This window comes from Ruegeria sp. AL12 (assembly GCF_056540885.1).
The window spans coordinates 148,058-169,887 of record NZ_JBQFXN010000004.1 but is presented as its reverse complement, the minus strand read 5'-3'; the positions used below and the strand labels follow the sequence as shown (position 1 = coordinate 169,887).

General features: G+C 57.4%; 25 protein-coding genes. 7 read left to right on the top strand and 18 right to left on the bottom strand.

The genetic code is table 11. The features are described 5' to 3' along the window. Nucleotides 1–17: 17 nt before the first annotated feature. The 3 genes from ACR0C6_RS13275 to ACR0C6_RS13265 all read right to left on the bottom strand — a co-directional run bounded on the left by ACR0C6_RS13275 (nt 18) and on the right by ACR0C6_RS13265 (nt 3,890). Entirely contained in the window at nt 18–737 is a 720-nt protein-coding gene (locus ACR0C6_RS13275; protein ID WP_152456851.1) for a helix-turn-helix transcriptional regulator, read from the bottom strand. A 368-nt stretch (nt 738–1,105) separates the two neighbouring features. Then, entirely contained in the window at nt 1,106–2,389 is a 1,284-nt protein-coding gene (gene ccrA, locus ACR0C6_RS13270; RefSeq protein ID WP_170346380.1) for a crotonyl-CoA carboxylase/reductase, read from the bottom strand. Nucleotides 2,390–2,525: 136 nt separating this feature from the next. Next, the gene (locus ACR0C6_RS13265; RefSeq protein ID WP_480619699.1) at nt 2,526–3,890 is read right to left on the bottom strand and encodes a 1-acyl-sn-glycerol-3-phosphate acyltransferase; all 1,365 of its coding nucleotides are present in this window, start codon (nt 3,888–3,890) and stop codon (nt 2,526–2,528) included. A gap of 144 nt (nt 3,891–4,034) precedes the next feature. Here ACR0C6_RS13265 and ACR0C6_RS13260 point away from each other — a divergent pair, with 144 nt between their 5' ends. From ACR0C6_RS13260 to deoD, 3 genes are all read left to right on the top strand, one after another. Further along, nucleotides 4,035–6,002: a methylmalonyl-CoA mutase family protein gene (locus ACR0C6_RS13260; RefSeq protein WP_171331357.1), complete on the top strand. Its 1,968-nt coding sequence runs from the start codon at nt 4,035–4,037 to the stop codon at nt 6,000–6,002. Nucleotides 6,003–6,126: 124 nt separating this feature from the next. Beyond that, nucleotides 6,127–6,444 carry an H-NS histone family protein gene (locus ACR0C6_RS13255; protein ID WP_480619697.1) on the top strand — a complete coding sequence of 106 codons (318 nt, stop codon included), beginning with the start codon at nt 6,127–6,129 and terminating at the stop codon, nt 6,442–6,444. A gap of 17 nt (nt 6,445–6,461) precedes the next feature. After that, entirely contained in the window at nt 6,462–7,172 is a 711-nt protein-coding gene (deoD, locus tag ACR0C6_RS13250) for a purine-nucleoside phosphorylase (protein ID WP_171119690.1), read from the top strand. Nucleotides 7,173–7,209: 37 nt separating this feature from the next. Here the strand turns inward: deoD and ACR0C6_RS13245 are convergent, their stop codons facing one another. The 14 genes from ACR0C6_RS13245 to ACR0C6_RS13180 form a co-directional block, all read right to left on the bottom strand. Then, nucleotides 7,210–8,073, bottom strand: coding sequence for an urea carboxylase-associated family protein (locus ACR0C6_RS13245; RefSeq protein WP_480619695.1), 864 nt, complete (start codon nt 8,071–8,073; stop codon nt 7,210–7,212). A 46-nt stretch (nt 8,074–8,119) separates the two neighbouring features. After that, nucleotides 8,120–8,314, bottom strand: a complete 195-nt coding sequence (locus tag ACR0C6_RS13240; protein WP_171206040.1) for a hypothetical protein — start codon at nt 8,312–8,314, stop codon at nt 8,120–8,122. Nucleotides 8,315–8,363: 49 nt separating this feature from the next. Beyond that, complete coding sequence (locus tag ACR0C6_RS13235) at nt 8,364–8,504, bottom strand: hypothetical protein (protein WP_480446773.1); 141 nt, start codon at nt 8,502–8,504, stop codon at nt 8,364–8,366. 121 nt (nt 8,505–8,625) lie between these two features. Then, nucleotides 8,626–9,405, bottom strand: coding sequence for a succinate dehydrogenase iron-sulfur subunit (locus ACR0C6_RS13230; protein ID WP_152456842.1), 780 nt, complete (start codon nt 9,403–9,405; stop codon nt 8,626–8,628). 31 nt (nt 9,406–9,436) lie between these two features. Next, nucleotides 9,437–10,063 (bottom strand): sulfotransferase, encoded by a 627-nt coding sequence (locus tag ACR0C6_RS13225; RefSeq protein WP_480619693.1) that lies wholly within the window; start codon nt 10,061–10,063, stop codon nt 9,437–9,439. A gap of 147 nt (nt 10,064–10,210) precedes the next feature. Then, nucleotides 10,211–10,810 carry a class I SAM-dependent methyltransferase gene (locus ACR0C6_RS13220; RefSeq protein ID WP_171119694.1) on the bottom strand — a complete coding sequence of 200 codons (600 nt, stop codon included), beginning with the start codon at nt 10,808–10,810 and terminating at the stop codon, nt 10,211–10,213. A 24-nt stretch (nt 10,811–10,834) separates the two neighbouring features. Next, nucleotides 10,835–12,640 (bottom strand): succinate dehydrogenase flavoprotein subunit, encoded by a 1,806-nt coding sequence (gene sdhA / locus ACR0C6_RS13215; RefSeq protein ID WP_480446777.1) that lies wholly within the window; start codon nt 12,638–12,640, stop codon nt 10,835–10,837. 18 nt (nt 12,641–12,658) lie between these two features. Then, nucleotides 12,659–13,030: a succinate dehydrogenase, hydrophobic membrane anchor protein gene (sdhD, locus tag ACR0C6_RS13210; protein WP_117870336.1), complete on the bottom strand. Its 372-nt coding sequence runs from the start codon at nt 13,028–13,030 to the stop codon at nt 12,659–12,661. A gap of 13 nt (nt 13,031–13,043) precedes the next feature. After that, complete coding sequence (sdhC, locus tag ACR0C6_RS13205; RefSeq protein WP_152456838.1) at nt 13,044–13,430, bottom strand: succinate dehydrogenase, cytochrome b556 subunit; 387 nt, start codon at nt 13,428–13,430, stop codon at nt 13,044–13,046. 214 nt (nt 13,431–13,644) lie between these two features. Continuing rightward, complete coding sequence (locus ACR0C6_RS13200) at nt 13,645–14,307, bottom strand: DUF1194 domain-containing protein (RefSeq protein WP_152456837.1); 663 nt, start codon at nt 14,305–14,307, stop codon at nt 13,645–13,647. 54 nt (nt 14,308–14,361) lie between these two features. Further along, on the bottom strand, nt 14,362–15,390 hold the full coding sequence (locus tag ACR0C6_RS13195) for a MaoC family dehydratase (protein WP_152456836.1): 1,029 nt from the start codon (nt 15,388–15,390) through the stop codon (nt 14,362–14,364). Then, a complete protein-coding gene (locus ACR0C6_RS13190; RefSeq protein ID WP_171171155.1) occupies nt 15,390–15,596 on the bottom strand; it encodes a DUF1737 domain-containing protein in 207 nt (68 codons plus the stop codon). The genes ACR0C6_RS13195 and ACR0C6_RS13190 overlap by 1 nt, the downstream gene beginning before the upstream one ends. A gap of 12 nt (nt 15,597–15,608) precedes the next feature. Beyond that, the gene (locus ACR0C6_RS13185) at nt 15,609–16,163 is read right to left on the bottom strand and encodes an NnrU family protein (protein ID WP_480619690.1); all 555 of its coding nucleotides are present in this window, start codon (nt 16,161–16,163) and stop codon (nt 15,609–15,611) included. Between the two features lie 6 nt (nt 16,164–16,169). Next, complete coding sequence (locus ACR0C6_RS13180; protein WP_480619689.1) at nt 16,170–17,027, bottom strand: HpcH/HpaI aldolase/citrate lyase family protein; 858 nt, start codon at nt 17,025–17,027, stop codon at nt 16,170–16,172. 170 nt (nt 17,028–17,197) lie between these two features. Between ACR0C6_RS13180 and ACR0C6_RS13175 the strand changes: the two genes are divergently transcribed. Beyond that, the gene (locus ACR0C6_RS13175; RefSeq protein ID WP_480619779.1) at nt 17,198–17,503 is read left to right on the top strand and encodes a hypothetical protein; all 306 of its coding nucleotides are present in this window, start codon (nt 17,198–17,200) and stop codon (nt 17,501–17,503) included. On the opposite strand, the gene ACR0C6_RS13170 is transcribed toward ACR0C6_RS13175, so the two are convergent. Then, complete coding sequence (locus ACR0C6_RS13170) at nt 17,504–18,259, bottom strand: sulfite exporter TauE/SafE family protein (protein ID WP_171229784.1); 756 nt, start codon at nt 18,257–18,259, stop codon at nt 17,504–17,506. 167 nt (nt 18,260–18,426) lie between these two features. Between ACR0C6_RS13170 and mdh the strand changes: the two genes are divergently transcribed. The 3 genes from mdh (at nt 18,427) to ACR0C6_RS13155 (ending at nt 21,817) form a co-directional block, all read left to right on the top strand. Beyond that, on the top strand, nt 18,427–19,389 hold the full coding sequence (gene mdh / locus ACR0C6_RS13165) for a malate dehydrogenase (RefSeq protein ID WP_171233113.1): 963 nt from the start codon (nt 18,427–18,429) through the stop codon (nt 19,387–19,389). 309 nt (nt 19,390–19,698) lie between these two features. Next, a complete protein-coding gene (gene sucC / locus ACR0C6_RS13160; RefSeq protein WP_480446783.1) occupies nt 19,699–20,892 on the top strand; it encodes an ADP-forming succinate--CoA ligase subunit beta in 1,194 nt (397 codons plus the stop codon). A 97-nt stretch (nt 20,893–20,989) separates the two neighbouring features. Beyond that, nucleotides 20,990–21,817 (top strand): glycosyltransferase family 25 protein, encoded by an 828-nt coding sequence (locus ACR0C6_RS13155; protein WP_171229785.1) that lies wholly within the window; start codon nt 20,990–20,992, stop codon nt 21,815–21,817. Nucleotides 21,818–21,830 lie beyond the last annotated feature (13 nt).

The window sequence follows — 21,830 nt, the reverse complement described above, 5'->3', positions numbered from 1 at the left end:
TGGAGGCCGTTCGCCTCTTAAACCACTATTAATCCCCGGCTGAGTGCCGTGGCGATTGCGTGGGTTGTGTTATGTGCGCCCAGCTTTGAGCGCGCGCTTTCGATGTAAACGCGCAACGTATGCTCGGAAATCGTCAGGGAATGGGCCACTTGGGCGCGGCTGTATCCCAACGCCAAAAGTGTGATCGCGTCGATTTCCCTTGGCGACAAGCTGCGCGGGCAGTCCGGCTGCCTGTCTTTTTCAAACTCCAGTGCCTTGCGATTTATGTAATGCGCAACAAGAATCAAATCACGCCCGTAAGTCGAGATAAAGTTCTTCCAGGTTTGATCATCACAACTGTGGTTGACCGTGAACAGGGCAAACTGACCATTTGGGCCCCGAATTGGGATGGAATACCCCTGATTGCCAACGCCATGGTTTTGCGCATCCAGAAGGAAGGCCTTTGCCACCTTGCCGGACCAATCCAACGACTTCCAGTCAACCGGATGAAACCGCTGGAAACACCCCAAGATCACAGGGTCGATACGGTGATAGTTTTTTTCCCTGTAGCGCTCATCCCAGGCGTCTGAATAGGTGGTGTAGCCGTATTGATCTCCGGCACCGTCAACCCAGTGATACGTCAGGTGCTCGACGTTCAACGCGTCCCGCAAACGCTCAGCTACGGCGCTGAGTTCTTCAAGCGTGTTGGTGTTTTCCAAATCCTGAAGGATTTGACCCAAATCGACCTTCGTTGCCATCCGCGGGCGCCCGTGCCTCGTTCTTCATGGACGCAATCTCGGCAGCCGCGATCAGTCTTGTGTCATCAAGCTGCTCTGCAAGCGCGCTCAAACCATTCGCAACGGCGAAAGCATTGAGGTCCGACAATACGTCCAATATCCACTCATTTTGCGCCATCAGGGTCTCTCTGAAACAGTTAACGAAGGGTTAACACAACCATAACATGTATGATCTTTTTCAGCCTATTCGCCGGTTTCTACTCCCCAAAAATAGCGATGGGCAAAAATGCAAGCATTTGAAAGATCGTCAGAGGCCCGAAAAACGCAAAACACCCGCGAACCAGCAAGGTGATTCGCGGGCGTTTTTTGTCTACAACCCTGGCGGGTTGTTAGCCTGCGTCCAGGACTTCCTCGAGGGTACGCAGACCCGTACGCGGCGCCTGAACAAGAACGGACATATTGCCCGGCTTGTGCTCGTTCCGCAGCATTTTCATATGGGCCTCGGGCAGGTCATTCCACGTGAACACTTCGGACATGCAGGGGTCGAGGCGGCGCTCGACCATCAGCTTGTTCGCGGCTGCCGCCTGCTTCAGATGAGCAAAGTGCGAGCCCTGCAAACGCTTCTGGTGCATCCACATGTAGCGCACATCGAATGTACAGTTGAAACCCGATGTTCCGGCGCAAATCACGACCATACCGCCTTTTTTCACAACGAAGGTCGACACTGGGAAAGTGCTTTCACCCGGGTGTTCGAACACCATGTCAACATTGTTGCCTTTGCCGGTTATGTCCCAGATCGCCTTGCCGAATTTGCGGGCCTCTTTGAACCATTCGGCATATTCCGGTGTGTTGACCGTGGGCAATTGACCCCAGCAGTTGAAGTCACGACGGTTCAGAACGCCTTTGGCGCCCAGACCCATAACGAAATCACGCTTGCTTTCGTCTGAAATCACACCGATCGCATTTGCGCCTGCGGTGTTGATCAATTGGATCGCGTAGGACCCCAGACCCCCGGATGCACCCCAGACCAGGACGTTCTGACCCGGTTTCAGATCGTGCGGTTCGTGGCCAAACAGCATCCGGTACGCGGTTGCCAGCGTCAGGGTGTAGCACGCCGCTTCTTCCCATGTCAGATGCTTGGGGCGCGGCATAAGCTGCTGTGCCTGCACGCGGGTGAACTGGCTGAACGAGCCATCCGGTGTTTCATAGCCCCAGATCCGCTGGCTGGGCGAATACATCGGATCTCCGCCGTTGCATTCCTCGTCATCGCCGTCGTCCTGGTTGCAGTGGATCACAACCTCATCGCCAACTTTCCAGCGCTTCACCTTGTCGCCAACGGCCCAAACGATGCCCGACGCATCCGAACCCGCGATGTGGTAGGGTGCTTTGTGGCCGTCAAACGGGCTGATCGGCTGCCCCAGAGCGGCCCAGACGCCGTTGTAGTTGACCCCTGCGGCCATAACCAGAACCAGCACTTCGTTGCTGTCCAGGGTCGGAACATCCACAACTTCCTGCTGCATGGCGGTGTTCGGTTCACCATGACGTTCTTTGCGGATGGCCCAAGCGTACATTTGCTTTGGGACATATCCCATGGGCGGGATTTCACCCATTTCATACAGATCTTTTTCAGGTGCCTCGTACGACGCGATACCACTTTCGGTGTCCAAAGCCATGCCGGCCTCCTCTGTTCAGTGCCTTTGCCGCGACGCAGAATCGCGCGCTTCACAGACTGGAATATTGGGCGCTGAGTAATATTGCAACCGTTTTTGGCGCCATATTGTAATTTTATGACCCAGCGGTTGCAGAAAGTTATTTTGCGGATGCAGAAACCTGGTTACATGAATCCGCCGGGACGGATGCGGCGTAATAGTCCAGAAGATCGCTGCGCTGACCTGATACGGACAGCATATTCCCCTGTCGGTTCAGAATCCGGCGTTCAACCAGTTGATCCAAAGCATTTGTTATGGCCTGCGAATTTTCCTTGGTCTGCGGATCATCGCGCTCCATCATCTGTCGGATTTGTGACAGCACATCTTCTTCGGACATCGGGCCGTTGTCGCGCACCAGCAAACAGGCCGCTGGTGCCGGCACAAGCGGAATAGCATGCTGGATACGTTGCATCAGCGCCCGGGCCAAATCCGTCATCATGTCGTCGCTGCCCTTGGCCCGGAATTCTCTCAGAGAGATCGGCCTGCCGTACCGGACGGACGCCAGACCGAACCTCTTGTATCGGCCGATCAAACGACGCCAGATCTGTTTCACTATCCAGCGCGTGATGACGCCGATCCGCGCGCGAAACCGCCGCTCTGTTCCAAGTGCCGCGCGGGTCAGGATGGTGTCTTCCAACGCACGGTCGTAATTCAGGGCAACCGGGACAAACACCACATCGCGCCCCTGTGGCGACGTTCCATCCATAATGTATTTGAGCAGTCCAAGCTTGGGGCGCGCAATGGCCCCGGTCAGGCTCAGCCCGCCTTCTGGAAACATGGCTTGAGTTACGCCGGCTTCGGTTGCGTGGCGCACATAGGTGGACAGAACCTGACGATAGAGTTCGCTACCGGACTTGCGCCGGATAAAATACGCCCCCATCGCCCGGATCAATCGGCTGAGCGGCCAGACCCGGGCCCACTCTCCTACAGCATAAGACAGCGCAGAATGTCGGGCCGCAAGATACGTGACCAAAACGTAATCCATGTTGCTCCGGTGGTTCATGACAAAGACAACCGTAGCTTCGGGGTCAATGTTCCTGACGGATTCTTCGTCCTGGTAGCTAAGCCGTACCTCGTAGAATGTGTTGCTCAGCAAGCGGGCCAACCGGATCGCAAAGCTGAAATAGGCGAAGGCCGAAAATGACGGAACGATCTCTCGGGCATAACGACGTGCCTGCTCCGAGGCGACGGCCTCGGGCATGCCGGTTTCACGCGCATGTTGCTGAACCGCCTGACCGACCTGCGGATCATAGATCAAGCGCTGGATCATGTCATGTCGACGCGCCAGCTTGAAGGGCTGGATCGGGCGTTGAAGGCGCTGGTTCAGGCGCGCCACCGCGCGTTCCAACCTGCGACGGAAAAACCAGCGGACGGACGGAAACAGGAAATGCGATGCGAAAGTGACCATGGCAAAGACCACGATCAGCACGAAAAGCCAAAGCGGAAGTTCCACGGTTTGCGTCATGGCGGCAGATTGCCACCAATCACAGCTGCCCACAATCTGAACAATTGCGGCATGCCGCAACGCAGCGAATTGACATGTCCCGAAAATTGCGCTTTAGAACCTCAAGACGAAATTTTATTGCCTACTGAAACGCGAGGCCCCGCTATGACGCAGACGCAGAAAGATCGCCCCTGGCTCATCCGAACCTATGCCGGTCATTCCACGGCCAAAGCCTCGAACGCGCTTTATCGGGGGAATCTTGCGAAAGGCCAAACCGGCCTGTCCGTGGCCTTCGATCTGCCCACGCAAACAGGCTATGACAGCGACCACACTTTGGCCCGCGGTGAAGTCGGCAAGGTCGGTGTGCCGGTCTGTCATCTGGGCGACATGCGGGTTCTGTTCGACCAAATCCCGCTTGAGCAGATGAACACCTCGATGACGATCAACGCCACTGCGCCATGGCTTTTGGCGCTTTATATCGCCGTCGCGGAAGAGCAAGGCGCGGATGTATCCAAACTACAGGGCACGGTTCAAAACGACCTGATCAAGGAATACCTGAGCCGCGGCACTTATGTTTGCCCGCCCAAACCGTCGCTCAAGATGATCGCGGACGTAGCCGAGTATTGCTATACCAATGTTCCGAAATGGAACCCGATGAACGTGTGCTCGTATCACCTGCAAGAGGCGGGTGCGACGCCAGAGCAGGAACTGGCCTATGCCCTAGCCACTGCCATCGCCGTGCTGGACGAATTGCGCCCACGTGTACCTGCCGAGGATTTCCCGGCGCTCTGCGGTCGGATTTCCTTCTTTGTGAATGCTGGCATCCGCTTTGTCACCGAAATGTGCAAAATGCGTGCCTTCGTGGATCTTTGGGATGAGATCCTGCAACAACGCTATGGCGTTGAAAATCCGAAATTCCGTCGATTCCGCTATGGCGTGCAGGTGAACTCTCTGGGTCTGACCGAGCAGCAGCCCGAAAACAACGTCTATCGCATCCTGATCGAGATGCTGGCCGTAACCCTGTCGAAGAATGCCCGCGCCCGAGCGGTGCAGTTGCCCGCCTGGAACGAGGCGCTGGGTCTGCCGCGCCCGTGGGACCAGCAGTGGTCGATGCGGATGCAGCAGATCCTGGCCTATGAGACCGATCTGCTGGAATACGACGACCTGTTCGACGGAAACCCCGCTGTCGATGCCAAAGTGAAAGAACTGAAAGAAGGCGCACGGGCCGAACTGGCCAACCTGGATTCGATGGGCGGCGCGGTCGCTTCGATCGAATACATGAAGTCCCGACTGGTAGATTCCAACGCTGAACGCCTGAACCGGATCGAGCGCAACGAAACCGTTGTTGTCGGTGTGAACAAATGGATCGAAGGCGAGGCATCACCGCTTCAAACCGACGACGGTGGCATCATGGTTGTTGATCCTGCCGTGGAACAAGAACAGATCGACCGCCTAAATACGTGGCGCGCAGAACGGGACGAAGCGGCCGTAGCAGCGGCCCTGGCCGCGCTGCGCGAAGCGGCACAGACCGGGGCAAACATCATGGAACCGTCCATTGCCGCCGCAAAGGCCGGCGCGACGACGGGCGAATGGGCCGAAGAGATGCGCAAAGTCTATGGAACCTATCGCGGCCCAACCGGTGTTTCCGGGTCTGTTTCGAACAAGACCGAAGGGCTGGACGACCTGCGTGCCGCTGTTGATGCCGTCAGCGACAAGCTGGGCCGGCGTCTGAAGTTCCTTGTAGGCAAACCCGGACTGGACGGCCATTCCAACGGTGCCGAACAGATCGCCTTCCGTGCCCGCGATTGCGGTATGGACATCAGCTATGAGGGCATTCGCCTGACACCCGAAGAAATCGTTGCGGCCGCCCGCGAAGATGATGCGCATGTCATTGGATTGTCGATCCTGTCTGGCAGCCACCTGCCACTGGTCAAAGACGTCATGGAACGTCTGCGGCAGGCGGGGTTGTCTCATATCCCAGTCGTGGTGGGTGGCATTATTCCGGACGAAGATGCCGAAAAACTGAAATCCATGGGTGTAGCCAAGGTCTACACCCCGAAAAACTTCGAACTCAATTCGATAATGGGCGATATTGTTACTCTGGCGGATCCTCGGAACCTCGCCGCAGAGTAAGTTATCTGTAAGGCATTTTTTCTCCTGTTTCCGTCTCTGAAAAATTCGGGATGGAATAAGCTGATATTTGGAATTACGGTGCGCGCTCATGTGCACCGTAATTATTATCTGATGGAGAAGAATGATGGGGATCAATCTTGAGAATATGTCACGCAAAGACCTTTTGGCTTTGCGCAATGACATTGAGAAAGCTTTGATCAGGGCAGAAAAACGCGAACGTCAGGAAGCTTTGAAAGCCGCAGAAAAGGCTGCGGCAGAATTCGGCTTCTCTTTGTCTGAACTGTCCGGAGAAACGTCGCGCAGCGTTAAGCCAACAAAAACAAAGGCTAAATACCGCAACCCGGAAAATCCCGATCAAACCTGGACCGGTCGCGGCCGCAAACCTCAATGGGTGCATGACGCGCTGACCGCAGGCGTGGATATTTCTGATCTGGAAATCTAATCTGAGCGATTTGGAAAATGACAATTCATATTGGCGCCGAAAAAGGCGAAATAGCTGAAACCGTTCTTTTGCCCGGTGATCCATACCGGGCGAAATGGGCGGCCGAGACGTTTTTGGACGATGTCAAACAGGTCAATAACGTTCGGGGAATGCTCGGCTTTACCGGAAACTGGAAGGGAAATCCCGTAACAATTCAGGGAAGCGGCATGGGAATGCCGTCTCTTTCCATTTATGTAAACGAGTTGATCCGCGATTACGATGCGAAAACCCTGATCCGCATCGGATCCTGCGGGGGGATGCAGGACAGCGTCAAAATTCGTGACGTCATTCTGGCCATGACATCAACCACGCTGAGCACGCCGTCGCGCGGCATCATGAAAGAGCTCAACTTTGCGCCCTGCGCCGATTGGGGGCTGCTGCAAGCTGCCGCCACAGCGGCTGCCGCCAAGGGAACGCCGACCCATGTTGGTGGAATTTACTCGTCAGATGTCTTTTATGACGAGCGTCCAGATCTCAACGAACAGATGGTGCGTCACGGCATTCTGGGGGTCGAGATGGAAGCGGCCGAGCTCTATATCCTGGCGGCGCGCCACAAGTGCCGTGCTCTGGCCGTTCTGACTGTTTCCGACCACCTGTTGACCGGAGAGGCTCTGCCATCATCAGAACGTGAAAGCAGCTTTGGTGAAATGGTGGAAATCGCGCTTCAGGCTGCGTTCCCCAACAGCTGATGGTGGGCAGGCACGAGGAAACGGGTGCCTGCCGTCGCTAACGCCCGTGCGAGCGATCATAACCATTGCTCGCAGGGCTGTCCCACCCCTTCAAATCACCACTGGCAGGCGCGAACACCTCGACCAGCAAGGGGTGGCAGGCAGCCGTGTCCGAGGAATGTTCCGAGGAACAATCTCCGCCCGGGCAGGCGCTGAGGTTGCCCAGCAAATCAATCTCGGCAAAAAATTCCAGAAAATCTCCGGGACGTACGGGTGAGGCTTTCATGAAGTATTGACCCGTGTCGCGGGTGAAACCGGTACACATGAAAACGTTCAATACGTCGTGCACCGCTGGTTCGGCTTCGGCCAGCGGAATATTGAGGTGATCCGCAAGCGCGCGGGTCAGGTTGGAATGGCAACAATGGTGGTATTGCGTACCGGACAAAAGGTTGCACGTATACGGATCGCATCGCGTACCGATGACGTCATGAACCGACCCCCCATAGGAATCGATCCCGTACCACTCCAGCGTATCCGCAATAATCGTGGCCATCGGGCGCAGATGAGGAAAACTGGACCACATCCGCTCTCCGGTGGTCAGATGCGTGCCATGCAGCGCCCGGGTTTTTCCGGAATAGAAGCGTTCCGACAGGTCGTTTCGGTTCCAGAGGTTCAGATCGCCAACCTGCGGCCCCTCGACGGAAGTGATGCGAAAGAAATGGCCGGCAGGCACTTCAAAACAACGCGCATCGCGTGGCGGCACCAGCACTTCGCCCGTTTTGCTTGCGCGTGCGCGAAGGGACTTCATCCAAGGTACATCCGGTCGCGGCAATGCCTCGTTCGGGTAACAGATGACAGGGGCGACCGCGCGACGGGCTTCGGCATCTTCGGGCGGTTGTAGAGTGTTTTCTGAAACGGTCATGCCGGGCAGAGTGGCGTATTATTCAGCCCTCGGAAAGCCCTATCTTTCAGGGGTCACGCGCCTTCAAGCACCGCAATGGTTGGTCCAGTGCAGTTATTTCGGCACCGCAGAAGCTGCACCGCCAGATGCCGTGGCTCTTGTCCTGCCGCCACCTGCAATCACGTGTCAGCCCGGAATGGCGCGAGCGCCAGAGGAAATAGGCAAACACGCCGGCCGCCAGAAGAAGCAGAAGAACAGGCATCCCTCTGCTTTGCCGATAAACCGTCAGTTTGCAAGCCTTGCCGCCTGTATCAGGCTGCGTTTGCGTATTCGAAAAGCTCTGGTTCCTTGTCAGCCTTCGCAGGTTCGGGCGTGTAATAGGCCCATGCCTGTTCAAGCAGTTCCAGCGCGTTTTGGGCGTCGGTTTTCCGTTCGGATGTGTCTTTGCTCATTGGAGTGATCCTGACTAAAGCTCATCACTCCTCCCTGCCCAAAAAATAAGGCAATGCAGCCGGGGCTGCATCGCCCAATTTTGCAAGATGGACATGCGAAAATCGCAAGTCGGGCCTGTGTTTAGACCGCGCGCTCGACCATCATCTTCTTGATCTCGGCAATCGCCTTGGCCGGGTTCAGACCTTTCGGGCAGGTCTTGGCACAGTTCATGATGGTGTGACAGCGGTAGAGCTTGAACGGATCTTCCAGCTCATCCAGACGTTCACCGGTGGCTTCATCCCGGCTGTCGATGATCCAGCGATAGGCATGCAGCAAGGCCGCGGGGCCAAGATAACGGTCGCCATTCCACCAGTAGCTGGGGCATGAGGTCGAGCAGCTGGCGCACATCACGCATTCATAAAGACCGTCCAGCTTCTTGCGGTCTTCGATGGACTGTTTCCATTCTTTCGCAGGGCGATTGGTTTTGGTTTCCAGCCACGGCATGATGGACGCATGCTGGGCATAGAAATGAGTCAGATCAGGGATCAGGTCCTTGACCACCGGCATATGCGGCAGCGGATAGATTTTCACATCGCCCTTGATCTCATCCATGCCATAGATACAGGCCAGCGTGTTGATCCCGTCGATGTTCATCGCGCAAGACCCACAGATGCCTTCGCGGCAAGACCGGCGGAACGTCAGGGTCGGATCGATCTCGTTTTTGATCTTGATCAGCGCGTCCAGCACCATCGGACCGCACGTATCCATATCAACGAAATAGGTGTCGACACGCGGGTTCTGCCCGTCATCGGGGTTCCAACGATAGATCTGGAACTTGCGCACGTTCGTGGCGCCGTCCGGCTTTGGCCAGGTCTTGCCGGTGGTAATCCGGGAATTCTTGGGCAGGGTCAGTTGAACCATGTCAATTCTCCATTCAGCACAAGGCCGCCTTTCAGCCTGTCCGGGCGCATTCAGACGCCCCTCGGTTGTAATGCCCCCAATGGGCGATGTTCACGTCGAAATCCGGCGAAAGCCAATCCGCAAGGTTTTGCGGATCGTCCCGGTCGATATCAAAGCGCAGAAAGCGCGGGTTGTCGTCAAAGAAAGCTTCGACCTCGGAATGGTGCACGTCATACATATGCGCCCAGCCCCGTTTTACCTCGTCGGCCGTCTGTCCATTGGCCTTGCAGCATCGCTCTAGGTACCTACCGCCGGAATGATTTGCTCGTGATGCGATCCAGTCATCGCGATTGCGCGTGTTCAGCAAGAAATAGGCGTCGGGGTAAGCCGCGTGCAGCTCTCGAAAGAACCGCGCGCCGTCCAGCATGAAGCGCGAATTGACAAAGGCGATATCAGTGAAGGCCCGGACGGCACCGAACCCATCCAGCGGTCTGCGCCCCATGGCAATATTGGTGACCATGCGATGTGCAAGGTTTAGACCCTGTTCATCTTCCCAATGCACCGAAGGAATCCCGCTGTTCTGAAACAGCTTGTGAACCGAGGTCGTCGCACAGCGGTTCAGGCCGATCAGGATGATCTTGGGATCGCTTTGCCCGGATTGGAGTTTCTCGACCGTCATTGCAAGCACCAGCAAAGCATATGCCGCGATGCGCCTGGGATTTCACCATGACTTGCGCGTTTTTGAACGCCCTTCCGGCATGTGACAGGATCAAAAGCGGCTTGTTTGGCTTCCCGGGTCGATATGGTGATTGCGCCAGTCACACGTTCAACTCCGCTCGAACACTTTGAACGCGGCAAAGCTGTTCTTTGAGGCATGCGCATGCCCTTTGACGGCAAACGGGTTCTCTTCTTCACAATAGAGCTGCCAGCCGGGCATGAATTCTTCAACCCACAGGGAATACGGGCGATGGCGCACATGCTGGTTGGAAGGGTTCTGGTCAAAATCAGACGAATAGATAACGACAAAACGCTTTGCCAGCCCGAACAACCGCCGCATGTAGTTCTCGAATACGCTGTCTTCGGTCAGATGATAAATGACATCCAGCGAAAGAGAAACGTCATGCGGCTCAACCTCGGAATCGGCGTTTTTGAACACCCAATTGGGGCGGGATCGAAAAACTTCGTTGCAGCGACGAACGCAGAGGTCCGAGACATCAAGACCGGTATATTTCGGGATATCAAACAATTGCGCCTGATTTCCGTCGCCCGATCCCAATTCTACAACCGAGTCCACGCCTTCCATCTCGACCATCGTGTTGATGAAATTCGCTTTGTAGACGGCAAGACGCCCGTAAGACCCCGCTCCCGAGGTCTTGCCGCGCTCATATCGGCGTTGCCAATAATCGGTCGAAGAAAACTCTGCCATCTCGCCCCTGTTCCTGACCAGCCCTTAGAACGTCCGCGCTTTGGGCGCGATTTTCTGCAAGCTGATACCGCCTTGGTCCTCGGTCGTCAGCGGATCAACGATGACCGGACGATAGCTGAGCTCAACCTTGTTGCCCTCGACCCGGCTGACCGTGTGAACACGCCAGTTTTCGTCATCTCGCTCGCTGAAGTCCTCATGCGCGTGGGCCCCTCGGGATTCCTTGCGGGCCTCGGCGCCGACGATGGTGGCAAGCGCGTTTGGCATCAGGTTGGTCAGTTCGAGGGTTTCCATCAGATCGCTGTTCCAGACCAACGAACGGTCCGTGACCTTCAGGTCGTCCATCTTTGCGGCAATCGCCGTCATCTTCTCGACGCCTTCGGCCATGGTCTTGGCGGTCCGGAACACGGCCGCATCCGCCTGCATGGTCTTTTGCATCTCAAGCCGAAGATCGGCGGTTGGGATTGAACCGCTGGCGTTGCGCACCGCATCAAAACGGTCAAACGCCTTGTCGACCGACGCCTGGTTCAGAACCGGGTTGGGGGATTCGGCGTCGACAACCTTGCCAGCCCGGATCGCTGCCGCCCGGCCAAAGACCACAAGGTCAATCAGCGAGTTCGACCCCAGTCGGTTCGCACCGTGGACCGAGGCACAACCGGCTTCGCCAACGGCCATCAAACCGGGAACGACAGCCGTCGGATCCTCGGCAGTCGGGTTCAGAACCTCACCCCAATAGTTCGTGGGGATACCGCCCATGTTGTAATGCACGGTGGGCAGAACCGGGATCGGTTCCTTGGTGACATCCACACCCGCAAAAATCTTGGCGCTTTCCGAGATACCGGGCAGGCGCTCCGCCAGAGCCTCGGCAGGCAAGTGGCTGAGGTTCAGGTGAATGTGATCCCCTTCGGCCCCAACGCCACGTCCCTCGCGGATTTCCATGGTCATCGAGCGCGAAACGTAATCGCGTGGTGCGAGGTCCTTGTACTGGGGCGCATAGCGCTCCATGAACCGTTCACCTTCCGAGTTTGTCAGGTACCCGCCCTCGCCACGCGCGCCTTCGGTGATCAGGCAGCCCGAACCGTAGATGCCCGTGGGGTGGAACTGAACGAATTCCATATCCTGCAAAGCCAGCCCAGCACGGGCCACCATGCCGCCGCCATCACCGGTGCAGGTATGGGCCGAGGTGGCGCTGAAATAGGCACGGCCGTAGCCACCCGTAGCCAGCACCACCATCTTGGCGTTGAAGACATGCATGGTGCCATCGTCCAGCTTCCAGCAGACGACACCCTGACACTGGCCGTCTTCGGACATGATCAAGTCGATGGCGAAATACTCGATATAGAACTCGGCGTTGTTCTTGAGCGACTGTCCGTACAGAGTATGTAGGATCGCGTGGCCGGTCCGGTCGGCGGCTGCACAGGTGCGCTGTACCGCAGGACCTTCTCCGAATTCAGTAGTGTGTCCACCGAAGGGGCGCTGATAAATCTTGCCCTCTTCCGTCCGGCTGAACGGAACGCCATAGTGCTCCAGCTCGTAGACCGCCTTTGGCGCCTCGCGGGCGAGGTACTCCATCGCGTCGGTATCGCCCAACCAGTCCGAGCCCTTGACGGTATCGTACATGTGCCATTGCCAATGATCGGGGCCCATATTCGACAGCGACGCGGCAATGCCACCCTGTGCAGCGACGGTATGAGAACGGGTTGGGAAAACCTTGGTCACGCAGGCCGTACGCAGGCCTTGTTCCGCCATACCCAATGTCGCCCGCAGACCGGCCCCACCGGCGCCAACAACGACCACGTCATATTCATGCGTTTCGTATTCGTATGCAGCCATTTCTTTCAGCTCCGGGAATTAAAGGGCAATGCGCGCGATGGCGAAGATGCCGGCCGCGGCCGCACCGTAGGACAGGCAGGTCACCAGAATGATCAGGACCTTTTCAAGCGTGCCGTGAACATAGTCTTCAAGCATCACCTGCGCACCGTCCGCGAAGTGTTTGAAGCCAACCGCCAGCGTCAGTGCTGCCACGATGGCCGGGAAGGGCCGCGAGTAGTATTCAAGTACCACGTCAAACGGCTGACCCAGAACCGGGCCGAAGGTGAAAACAAACAAAGGCACAAGGATCAGCAGAGCCACCGAGCTGACTTTCATCGCCCAGAAATGAGCGGTGCCGGATTTCGCCGAGCCGAGGCCAGCGGCGCGTTTGCGGTCGGTCAGATAACGCATGTCAAGCCTCCAATCACGCGACGATGACAAGGGTCAGAAGGGTCAGCACGACCGATCCGATGACAACGGCCCAGCCCAGCTTTGTCGCTGTGGGAAGGTCCAGCCCAATCGCATTGTCCCAGATCAGGTGCCGTACACCGGCCAGCGTGTGATACCAAAGACCCCATACGGACAGAGCCATCACCAGATCGCCAAGCACCGAAGTAATCACTCCGTTCGCAACGGCGAAGGCCTCGGGCGACGTTGCTGCGGCCAGAAACCACCAGACGATCAGCAGCGCCGCCAGCAGAAGCGCGTTTCCAGTGATGCGTGTCAGGATGGATGTGACCGACGTCAGCTGTGGACGATAGATCGACAGGTGCGGCGAAAGTGGGCGGTTGCCCCGATTTACATCGGCCATGGCGGCTCCTTTTCGGTTGGCTACCGAACGTTTTACTGTTTTTTGCGACACTGTCACGTGCTGCGGGTGCAAAAACCACTAAATTCAGCGCAATTTGACGGATTATTCCGGTATGTGATCACACAAAATATTGTCGTGATCACATTTAACATTCCCCTTCATCAATGTTAGCGATTTCAAGACCAAAGGCATGTGATCACGAATCTCCTGACTGTCATTTCAGGCCCGCCGTTTGCTGCGTCACTTCGCGCAGCAGTTTCTTGCGAATTCGCTCTGGGTAGTCCGCGAAGCCCGAGGCCGAAACGACAAAAGCGCCTTCACCCACGATGACATTCTCAAAGAAATAGGCCGTCAGGTCCGGTTCACTTTCTTCGATGGCCAACGCATTGACGACAATGCCGCGGTTGCGCAAAGCCGCGTGAACTTGCGTCGGTTCGACGCCTTCATTGGATACGCCGTCCCCGGACAGATCGATCAGTCGCCGTTTGCAATCGGAAACGGACTCAAATGCGTCCAGCGTCGTGTGCAGCGCCTCGCCAATCGCTGTCGAGAAGTTCCGCCAGATGCGTGGATCTTCGGCAACCTGATCGGCAAAACGATCCAGCGCCGCGAAACTGTCAACTCGGGTCCAGGGGATCGTGACCTGCTGGCGCGACGACCCGGTCCATTGCACCAGCATCAACTGCGCCTGACCACGAACCAATGCCTCGGACACGATCGGGTCACGCAGACCAGCGGCCAGCCCGTCCATCTGGATACGAAACTCGCTGGCGTCGACAGAGCCGGAAACGTCAACCGCCAGGGCCAGCGCCAGATCGCAGGCCTGAGCCGCCGGCGCCAGACAAACGCTGGTCAATATCGCGCGCAGAATATGCATGTTGCAAGCCTAGCACGGCTTGCACGCGAATGGCTCACATTACCGTCAGCACGCCTATTGCGGCATGAGCGCCCAATAGTCGAGGTCCAGAAGCACATCCGGCAAATACCGGCCCTCGTCATTCTTCAAAACGAACGGATCGCCACCCTTTGTCGCCACCAGACGCAGGCGGATCGCACCCACGCCGGGAACACCGGTTTCTGCCTTATCCAGAACTTCGGACCAGGCCTTGATCGTGTCGCCCGCGAAACACGGGTTGGCATGCGCGCCGCCATTCAGGCCGACAATCATCTGCGCGTTCGCAAGCCCATTGAACGACAATGTCCGCGCCATCGAGATCACGTGCCCGCCATAGATCAACCTGCCTTCCGGGCGGAACGTCAGGTCGAAATGCACCTTGGCGGTGTTCTGCCACAATCGCGTGGCCAGCATGTGTTCGGCCTCTTCCACGGTGACGCCGTCCACGTGGTCGATTTTCTCTCCGATTTCATAATCGCCCCAACGATGCGCTTCACCGGCCAAAGCGAAATCGTAATTCGAGAAATCCAGACCTTCGGGCACGATCAGATCCTGGGGCGTCAAGGCCTTCTTCAATTCTGGAACAACCGTTTCGGGCGCTGGCGCATTCACGTCTGCCTTGCGCACCATCACCCAACGGACATATTCGATGACGACTTCGTCCAATTGGTTCAATCCACGGGTGCGGACCCAGACGACACCTGTTTTCCCGTTGGAATTCTGTTTGACGCCAATAACCTCGGATACAGATCGCAGGGTATCACCGGCGTAGACGGGTTTCAGCCAACGGCCTTCGCCATAGCCAAGATTGGCAACCGCGTTCAACGAGACATCCGGAACCGTTTTGCCGAACACCAGATGAAACGCCGCCAGATCATCAAGCGGACTTTCCGGCAAACCGCAATCCCGGGCAAATTCGTCCGAGGAATACAGCGCGTGACGCGCGGGATAAAGCGCGTGATACAAACCGCGTTCGCCCTCGGTCACTGTGCGCGGCACGGCGTGTTGCAACACCTGCCCTACGGAATAATCCTCGAAAAATCGGCCCGGATTTGTTTTTACCATTACTGCTGTCCCAGTTTCATGTCGGGGGAATAGTCGGCTTCGACCTCTTTGGTCACAGCCTGCGCACACCGCATTACATTGTTAGCTGAGTCAAAGGCATAGGACGGGTCGCCGTGCAGCTCCCATCCCTTCGCCAGCGCATCTGACACCTTGTGGCAGAAGGCTGACGTGTCTTCTTCGGTCAACAAACGATAGAGTTTCGCCATGGGGTCAGGTCCTCATGAGCCAAACGGAGACGGACCGACCAGGCCGTGGATATATCCGATAATCCCCAGCAGCACGATCGACGCCACAAAGAACATCGCATCCTTGCCATAGGTTCCCGGTTCACCGGGCGTCCAGTCGGGTTCGGCCTTGTTGATCACAACAACTTCGACCACGGCCCATGCCAGAAGACCGCCGAACAGGATGATCGAGGCCAGATCTCCGTTCACCAGCAAATGCGCAAAGGCCCACAGCTTGAAACCACCCAGCATCGGATGGCGAAACTTGTTCAGCACCCGGCCTTTGGTGCCCGCGGGGCTCATCATGAAGATCGCGATCAGAACCAACAGATTATTGACGTGAATCAGAAAGGTCGGCGGTGCCCAGACATAAATGAAGTCGGTCATGCGATAGCCGAACACCATCAACAGGATCGACGCGACCAGCGCCAGGGCAACTGCCCCCTTGCCCCCGTCGCCCAACGCGGCGCGGCGTTCAGGCGCCACACGTTTGAACAGATGCGCGGCCCACCACAGCGCCACGCCCAAGATCAGAAGAACAAAGCCCATGCTGGCTTACCCCGCTTGCAAAGCTGAAATCGCCTCTGCTTTTGCCAGAATTTCACGGGCCGTTGCAACGTGCAGGTTTTCAACGATCTTGCCATCCACGACGGCAACGCCCTGCCCTTGCGCTTCGGTCTCTTCGAATGCTGAAATTTGGCGGCGGGCCAGATCGATCTCGTCATCTGATGGTGCGAAGGCCGTGTTGGCCACATCGACCTGGGCCGGATGGATCAGAGTTTTGCCATCAAAGCCCATGTCGCGGCCCTGCGCACACTCGGCGGCCAGACCCTCGACATCCTTGAATGCGTTGTACACACCATCGATGATGATCAGCCCTTCGGCCTTGGCGGCCAACAGGCACAGACCCAGCGAAGTCATCATCGGCAGGCGATCGGGACGAAAGCGGGTTTGCAGCTCTTTGGCCAGATCGTTTGTGCCCATCACGAACCCGGCCATCAGCGGATGCGCGGCGATCTCGGCAGCGTTCAGCATTCCGCGCGGCGTTTCCATCATGGCCCAGATCGGCAATTCTCCGGTGATCGCCGCCAGAGCATCCACGTCAGCCGCCGAATTCACCTTGGGCAACAGGACAACATCGGCATCCATGTCGCGCACCGCCTCGGCATCGGCACGCCCCCATTCGGTGTCCAGCCCATTGATCCGGACGATCTTGACCCGCGCACCATAACCCCCAGCGGCCAAGGCCCCTTTCAGCGTTTCGCGAGCGTTTTCTTTTTCGTCCGCTGCAACTGCATCTTCCAGGTCGAAGATGATCGCATCCACAGGCAAAGATCGGGCCTTGTCCAGGGCCCGGTCCTTCGAGCCAGGAATGTAGAGAACCGAACGATAGGGGCGCAGACGAGGATCCATGGACCACTCCCATTGAAATAAAGTTGCGCGGAATGGGACATTTTTTGCAGGAAAGTTCAAGCACAAAATCGCCGCACCGCAGCAAACCCGACGCAACGTGCGTTCCCTTAACCGGATTTCGTCCCTTGCCACCCACCCTGATCGGCAGTTGGAATCAAAAAGGGTACGGGATGCGAAAGATGGTGTTCAAGATGACGATGGGGCTTGGGATCATGGTCCTGGCCGCGCAACATGTGCATGCTCAGGGTCAAAACTGTGCGCCCAGAGAAGCTGTGCTGGAACGGTTGCACGAGGCCTATGGTGAAACGCGCAGGGGTTTGGGACTGGCCCGGAAAGGCGCCGTCATGGAGCTTTTTGCCTCGGACGAAACCGGCAGCTGGACGATCACGGTGACGTTGCCCAACGGGATCACCTGCCTTGTGGCTTCGGGTCAGGCCTTTGAAGAGGTGGCCGAGGCGCTGCCACCCAATGCCTGATCAGGTAAGCGCGTCCCAGATCAGCTTGCTGCCGGTGAGCGTCAGCAGCACATAGGCAAGCCCGAAGAACAGGCGTTCGGACAACATGAAATGCGCCCGGACGCCCAGCCATGCCCCCAGGATCGCAAAGGGTGTCAGCAGCAAATCCGCCCATAACGTCTGCCATGTGAACATACCCAGATACGCATAAGGTATGAATTTCGCGATATTGATCACCCAGAAAACCAGTACCGTACTGGCTTGAAATTCCGTTTTCGTCAGGCGTTGCGACAATAGATAGACCGCTGCCGGGGGGCCACCGGCATGGCTGACGAAACTTGTGAAACCCGCGACCAGCCCGGCAAACAAACCGGAAGACGGCGGCAGTCGCCTGGCAAACCCGCGCACCCACCCTTTCGACTGCGCGATGTGCCAGATTACGAACCCGACCGAGATGCCACCAATCAGCAGACGCAACAGATCATCATCTGTTGCACGATAAAGCCACGCACCCATCGCCACACCGGGCACGGCGCCAAGGATCAGCAGACGGGAATCCGGCCAGCTCCACCGCCTCCAATAGGGACCCAAAGTGGCCACGTCGATCACCATCAAGATCGGCAGCATCAGGGCCAAAGCCTGCCCGGGCGTCAGGATCAAGGCCAGAATCGACGACGAGGCAAAGGCCACGCCGGAACCGAAACCGCCCTTTGAAATACCGGCAAAGATCACGGCAGGGATCGCCACGGCAAAAAACATCAAGTTCAATTCGAACATGTGACAGTCCCGGTTTTGGCTTGTCTCAAAGGCCGTTTAGCGCAATCAAAGCGGGGCCTGCAAACAGTATGCGGTTGTATGCCACGTCGCAGAACTCTTGCCTATTGACGTTTTAACGACTAGCACAACCGCGATTTCAATACCGACCGGATATGGAGAAATTCCAAATGGCCAGACCCAAGATTGCGCTGATCGGCGCGGGGAATATCGGCGGCACGCTCGCACATCTCGCAGCTGTCAAAGAACTGGGTGACGTTGTCCTGTTTGACATCGCAGACGGGCTGCCTCAGGGCAAGGCGCTCGACATCGCTGAATCCGGCCCTTCGGAAGGGTTCGACGCCTCGATGAAAGGCACCAGCGACTATGCCGATATCGCTGGCGCGGATGTTTGCATCGTGACCGCAGGCGTGGCCCGCAAACCGGGCATGAGCCGCGATGATCTGCTGGGCATCAACCTGAAAGTCATGAAGTCGGTTGGTGAAGGCATCGCAGCCCACGCACCCGAAGCGTTCGTTATCTGCATCACCAACCCGCTGGACGCGATGGTCTGGGCCTTGCGCGAATTCTCGGGCCTGCCGCACAACAAGGTCTGCGGCATGGCAGGGGTGCTTGACTCGGCGCGCTTTGCACACTTCCTGTCGGAAGAGTTCAACGTCTCGATGCGCGACGTCACCGCCTTCGTTCTGGGCGGCCACGGCGACACCATGGTGCCGTCGGTCCGTTACTCGACCGTTGCCGGCATTCCGCTGCCTGATCTGGTCGAGATGGGCTGGACCACGCAAGAGAAACTGGACGCCATCGTGCAGCGCACCCGTGACGGCGGCGCCGAAATCGTTGGCCTGCTGAAAACCGGTTCGGCCTATTACGCGCCTGCAACGTCGGCGATCGAAATGGCCGAAGCCTATCTGAAAGACCAGAAGCGCGTTCTGCCCTGCGCGGCCTACTGCAACGGCGAACTGGGCGTAGACGGGCTCTATGTCGGCGTTCCGACCGTGATCGGCGCTGGCGGCGTCGAGCGTATCGTTGACATCAAGCTGAACGAAGACGAGCAGGCAGGGTTCGACAACTCGGTGAACGCCGTGAAGGGTTTGATCGACGCGTGCAAGGGCATCGACAGCTCGCTGGCATAAAACAACCCTGAACTTCGAATAACAGACCGGCCCGTTTCAGGGCCGGTTTTCTTTTGGTCCGCGCATGTCCCGGTCGCAAATGTTGGCGCAAACGCCGCAAATCCCTTTTTTCGAATGTGATTTTCTGACGCTGCGCAGTTTTTTCGAATCGTTTTGCCACATCAGAAATTTTGTGATCACACCCTAAAATCCCGTGATCACAAATGTTGAAAATCTTCGCTAAAAACCCATCGAGCATCAAAAAACCCTTTAAACTTGCCCGCTAGACACCCCTATAACGATTAAACGCAGTCAGACGGGACAGTTTCGATGAACATTCACGAATATCAGGCCAAAGCCCTCCTTCGCAGCTATGGCGCACCGGTGTCCGATGGTCGCGCCGTGTTGCGCGCAGAAGAAGCCAAAACCGCAGCAGGTGAGCTGGACGGCCCGCTTTGGGTTGTCAAAGCACAGATCCACGCAGGTGGTCGCGGCAAGGGTTCGTTCAAAGAGGCCGACGCCGGTGAAAAAGGCGGTGTTCGTCTGACCAAATCGGTTGAAGAAGCCGCCGAAGAAGCCAAAAAGATGCTGGGCCGTACTCTGGTCACGCATCAGACCGGTCCGGCAGGCAAGCAGGTCAACCGCATCTATATCGAAGCAGGCTCGGGCATCGAGCGTGAACTGTACCTGGCCCTGCTGGTGGATCGTCAGACCAGCCGCATTTCCTTCGTCTGTTCGACCGAGGGCGGCATGGACATCGAAGAGGTGGCCGCCGCAACGCCCGAGAAAATCCTGTCCTTCTCGGTCGATCCGGCCACCGGTTACATGCCGTATCACGGTCGCCGCATCGCCTTCTCGCTGGGTCTGGAAGGCCCGCAAGTCAAGCAATGCGTCAAACTGATGGGTCAGCTCTATCAAGCCTTCGTCGAGAAGGACATGGAGATGCTGGAGATCAACCCGCTGATCGTTTCCGACAGCGGCGATCTCAAGGTGCTGGACGCCAAGGTCGGCTTTGACGGCAACGCGGTCTACCGCCACCCGGATATTGCCGAGCTGCGCGACACGACCGAGGAAGACCCCAAGGAACTGGAAGCGTCGAAATACGACCTGAACTACATCGCGCTGGATGGTGAGATCGGCTGTATGGTCAACGGTGCCGGTCTGGCCATGGCGACGATGGACATCATCAAGCTTTATGGTGCCGAGCCTGCCAACTTCCTCGACGTGGGTGGCGGCGCCACCAAAGAGAAAGTGACCGAAGCGTTTAAGATCATCACCTCGGACCCGCAGGTCAAAGGCATTCTGGTCAACATCTTCGGCGGCATCATGCGCTGTGACGTGATCGCCGAGGGTGTCGTGGCCGCGGTGAAAGAAGTTGGTCTGAAAGTACCGCTGGTCGTGCGTCTGGAAGGCACGAATGTCGAGAAAGGCAAAGAGATCATCAACACCTCTGGCCTGGACGTGATCGCGGCGGACAACCTGAAAGACGGTGCCGAAAAGATCGTGAAGGCGGTAAGGGGGTAAGCTTGTTCAAGTGGGGCTGGCCTCAGGCCCGCCCCATCGCGGCTAAAACCAAGCTGAAAAACACTGCCGCGCAAGGCCGAAAGAAGCAATCGATCTGATGACCATCCCAATCTTCCTCATAGGTCTTGAACGCGCCACAGGGCGGGCGCGTTTGATGGAGCAGGAGCTGCAAAAGGCAGGCCTGTCGGCGACGCGCGTTAATGCCGTTGATTGCGACGCCGCCACCCGTGAGGATTTCCTGCGCGACTGTCGGGCCGAGGGGCCGTGGGGCTATTTCCACACCAAGGACATGGCCTGCACCCTCAGCCATGCCAAAGCATGGGAGGTGCTGATCGCCTCGGGCGCGGAACAGGCGTTGATCCTTGAGGATGATGTGTTTCTGACACCGGAACTGGCAGACTGGCTGAATGATGCCTCATGGTGGCCCGCAGATGCCGATATCGTCCGGTTCGAACGCTGGCGCAGCACGAAGCTTTACGTGGCACTTGGACGCAAGCGGTTGTCCCATTTGGGGCGGGAACTGCGCCTGATGCGCTCGCGCCATCCCGGTGGTGCAGCTTATGCGCTGACACGCGAAGCGGCCCGGCACTTCCTGGCCCAGAAACCCTTTGACATTACGCTGGATGGTTTGTTGTTCAACCCTTCCGCCTCGCCGGCGGCGCGCCAGATCAACATCTATCAGGTGATCCCGGCCATGGTCGAACAGGGCAACGAAGCGCCCGGCGAATACAATATGGGTGCGCCGCGCGCGCGGCCAACAGGCTGGCCCCTGATCCGGCAAAAAGTAAGGCGTGGCATCGCTGAAATCAGCAGCGGCCTGCGCACGACGGCCAACCTGGCCCTGGGACGTGCCACGCTCGAGAAAATTACCTATGCGCCGCAGGTTCTGCCGGCGACTGAACCCAATCAATCCAACACCGCCTAGAGAAAGGGACAAA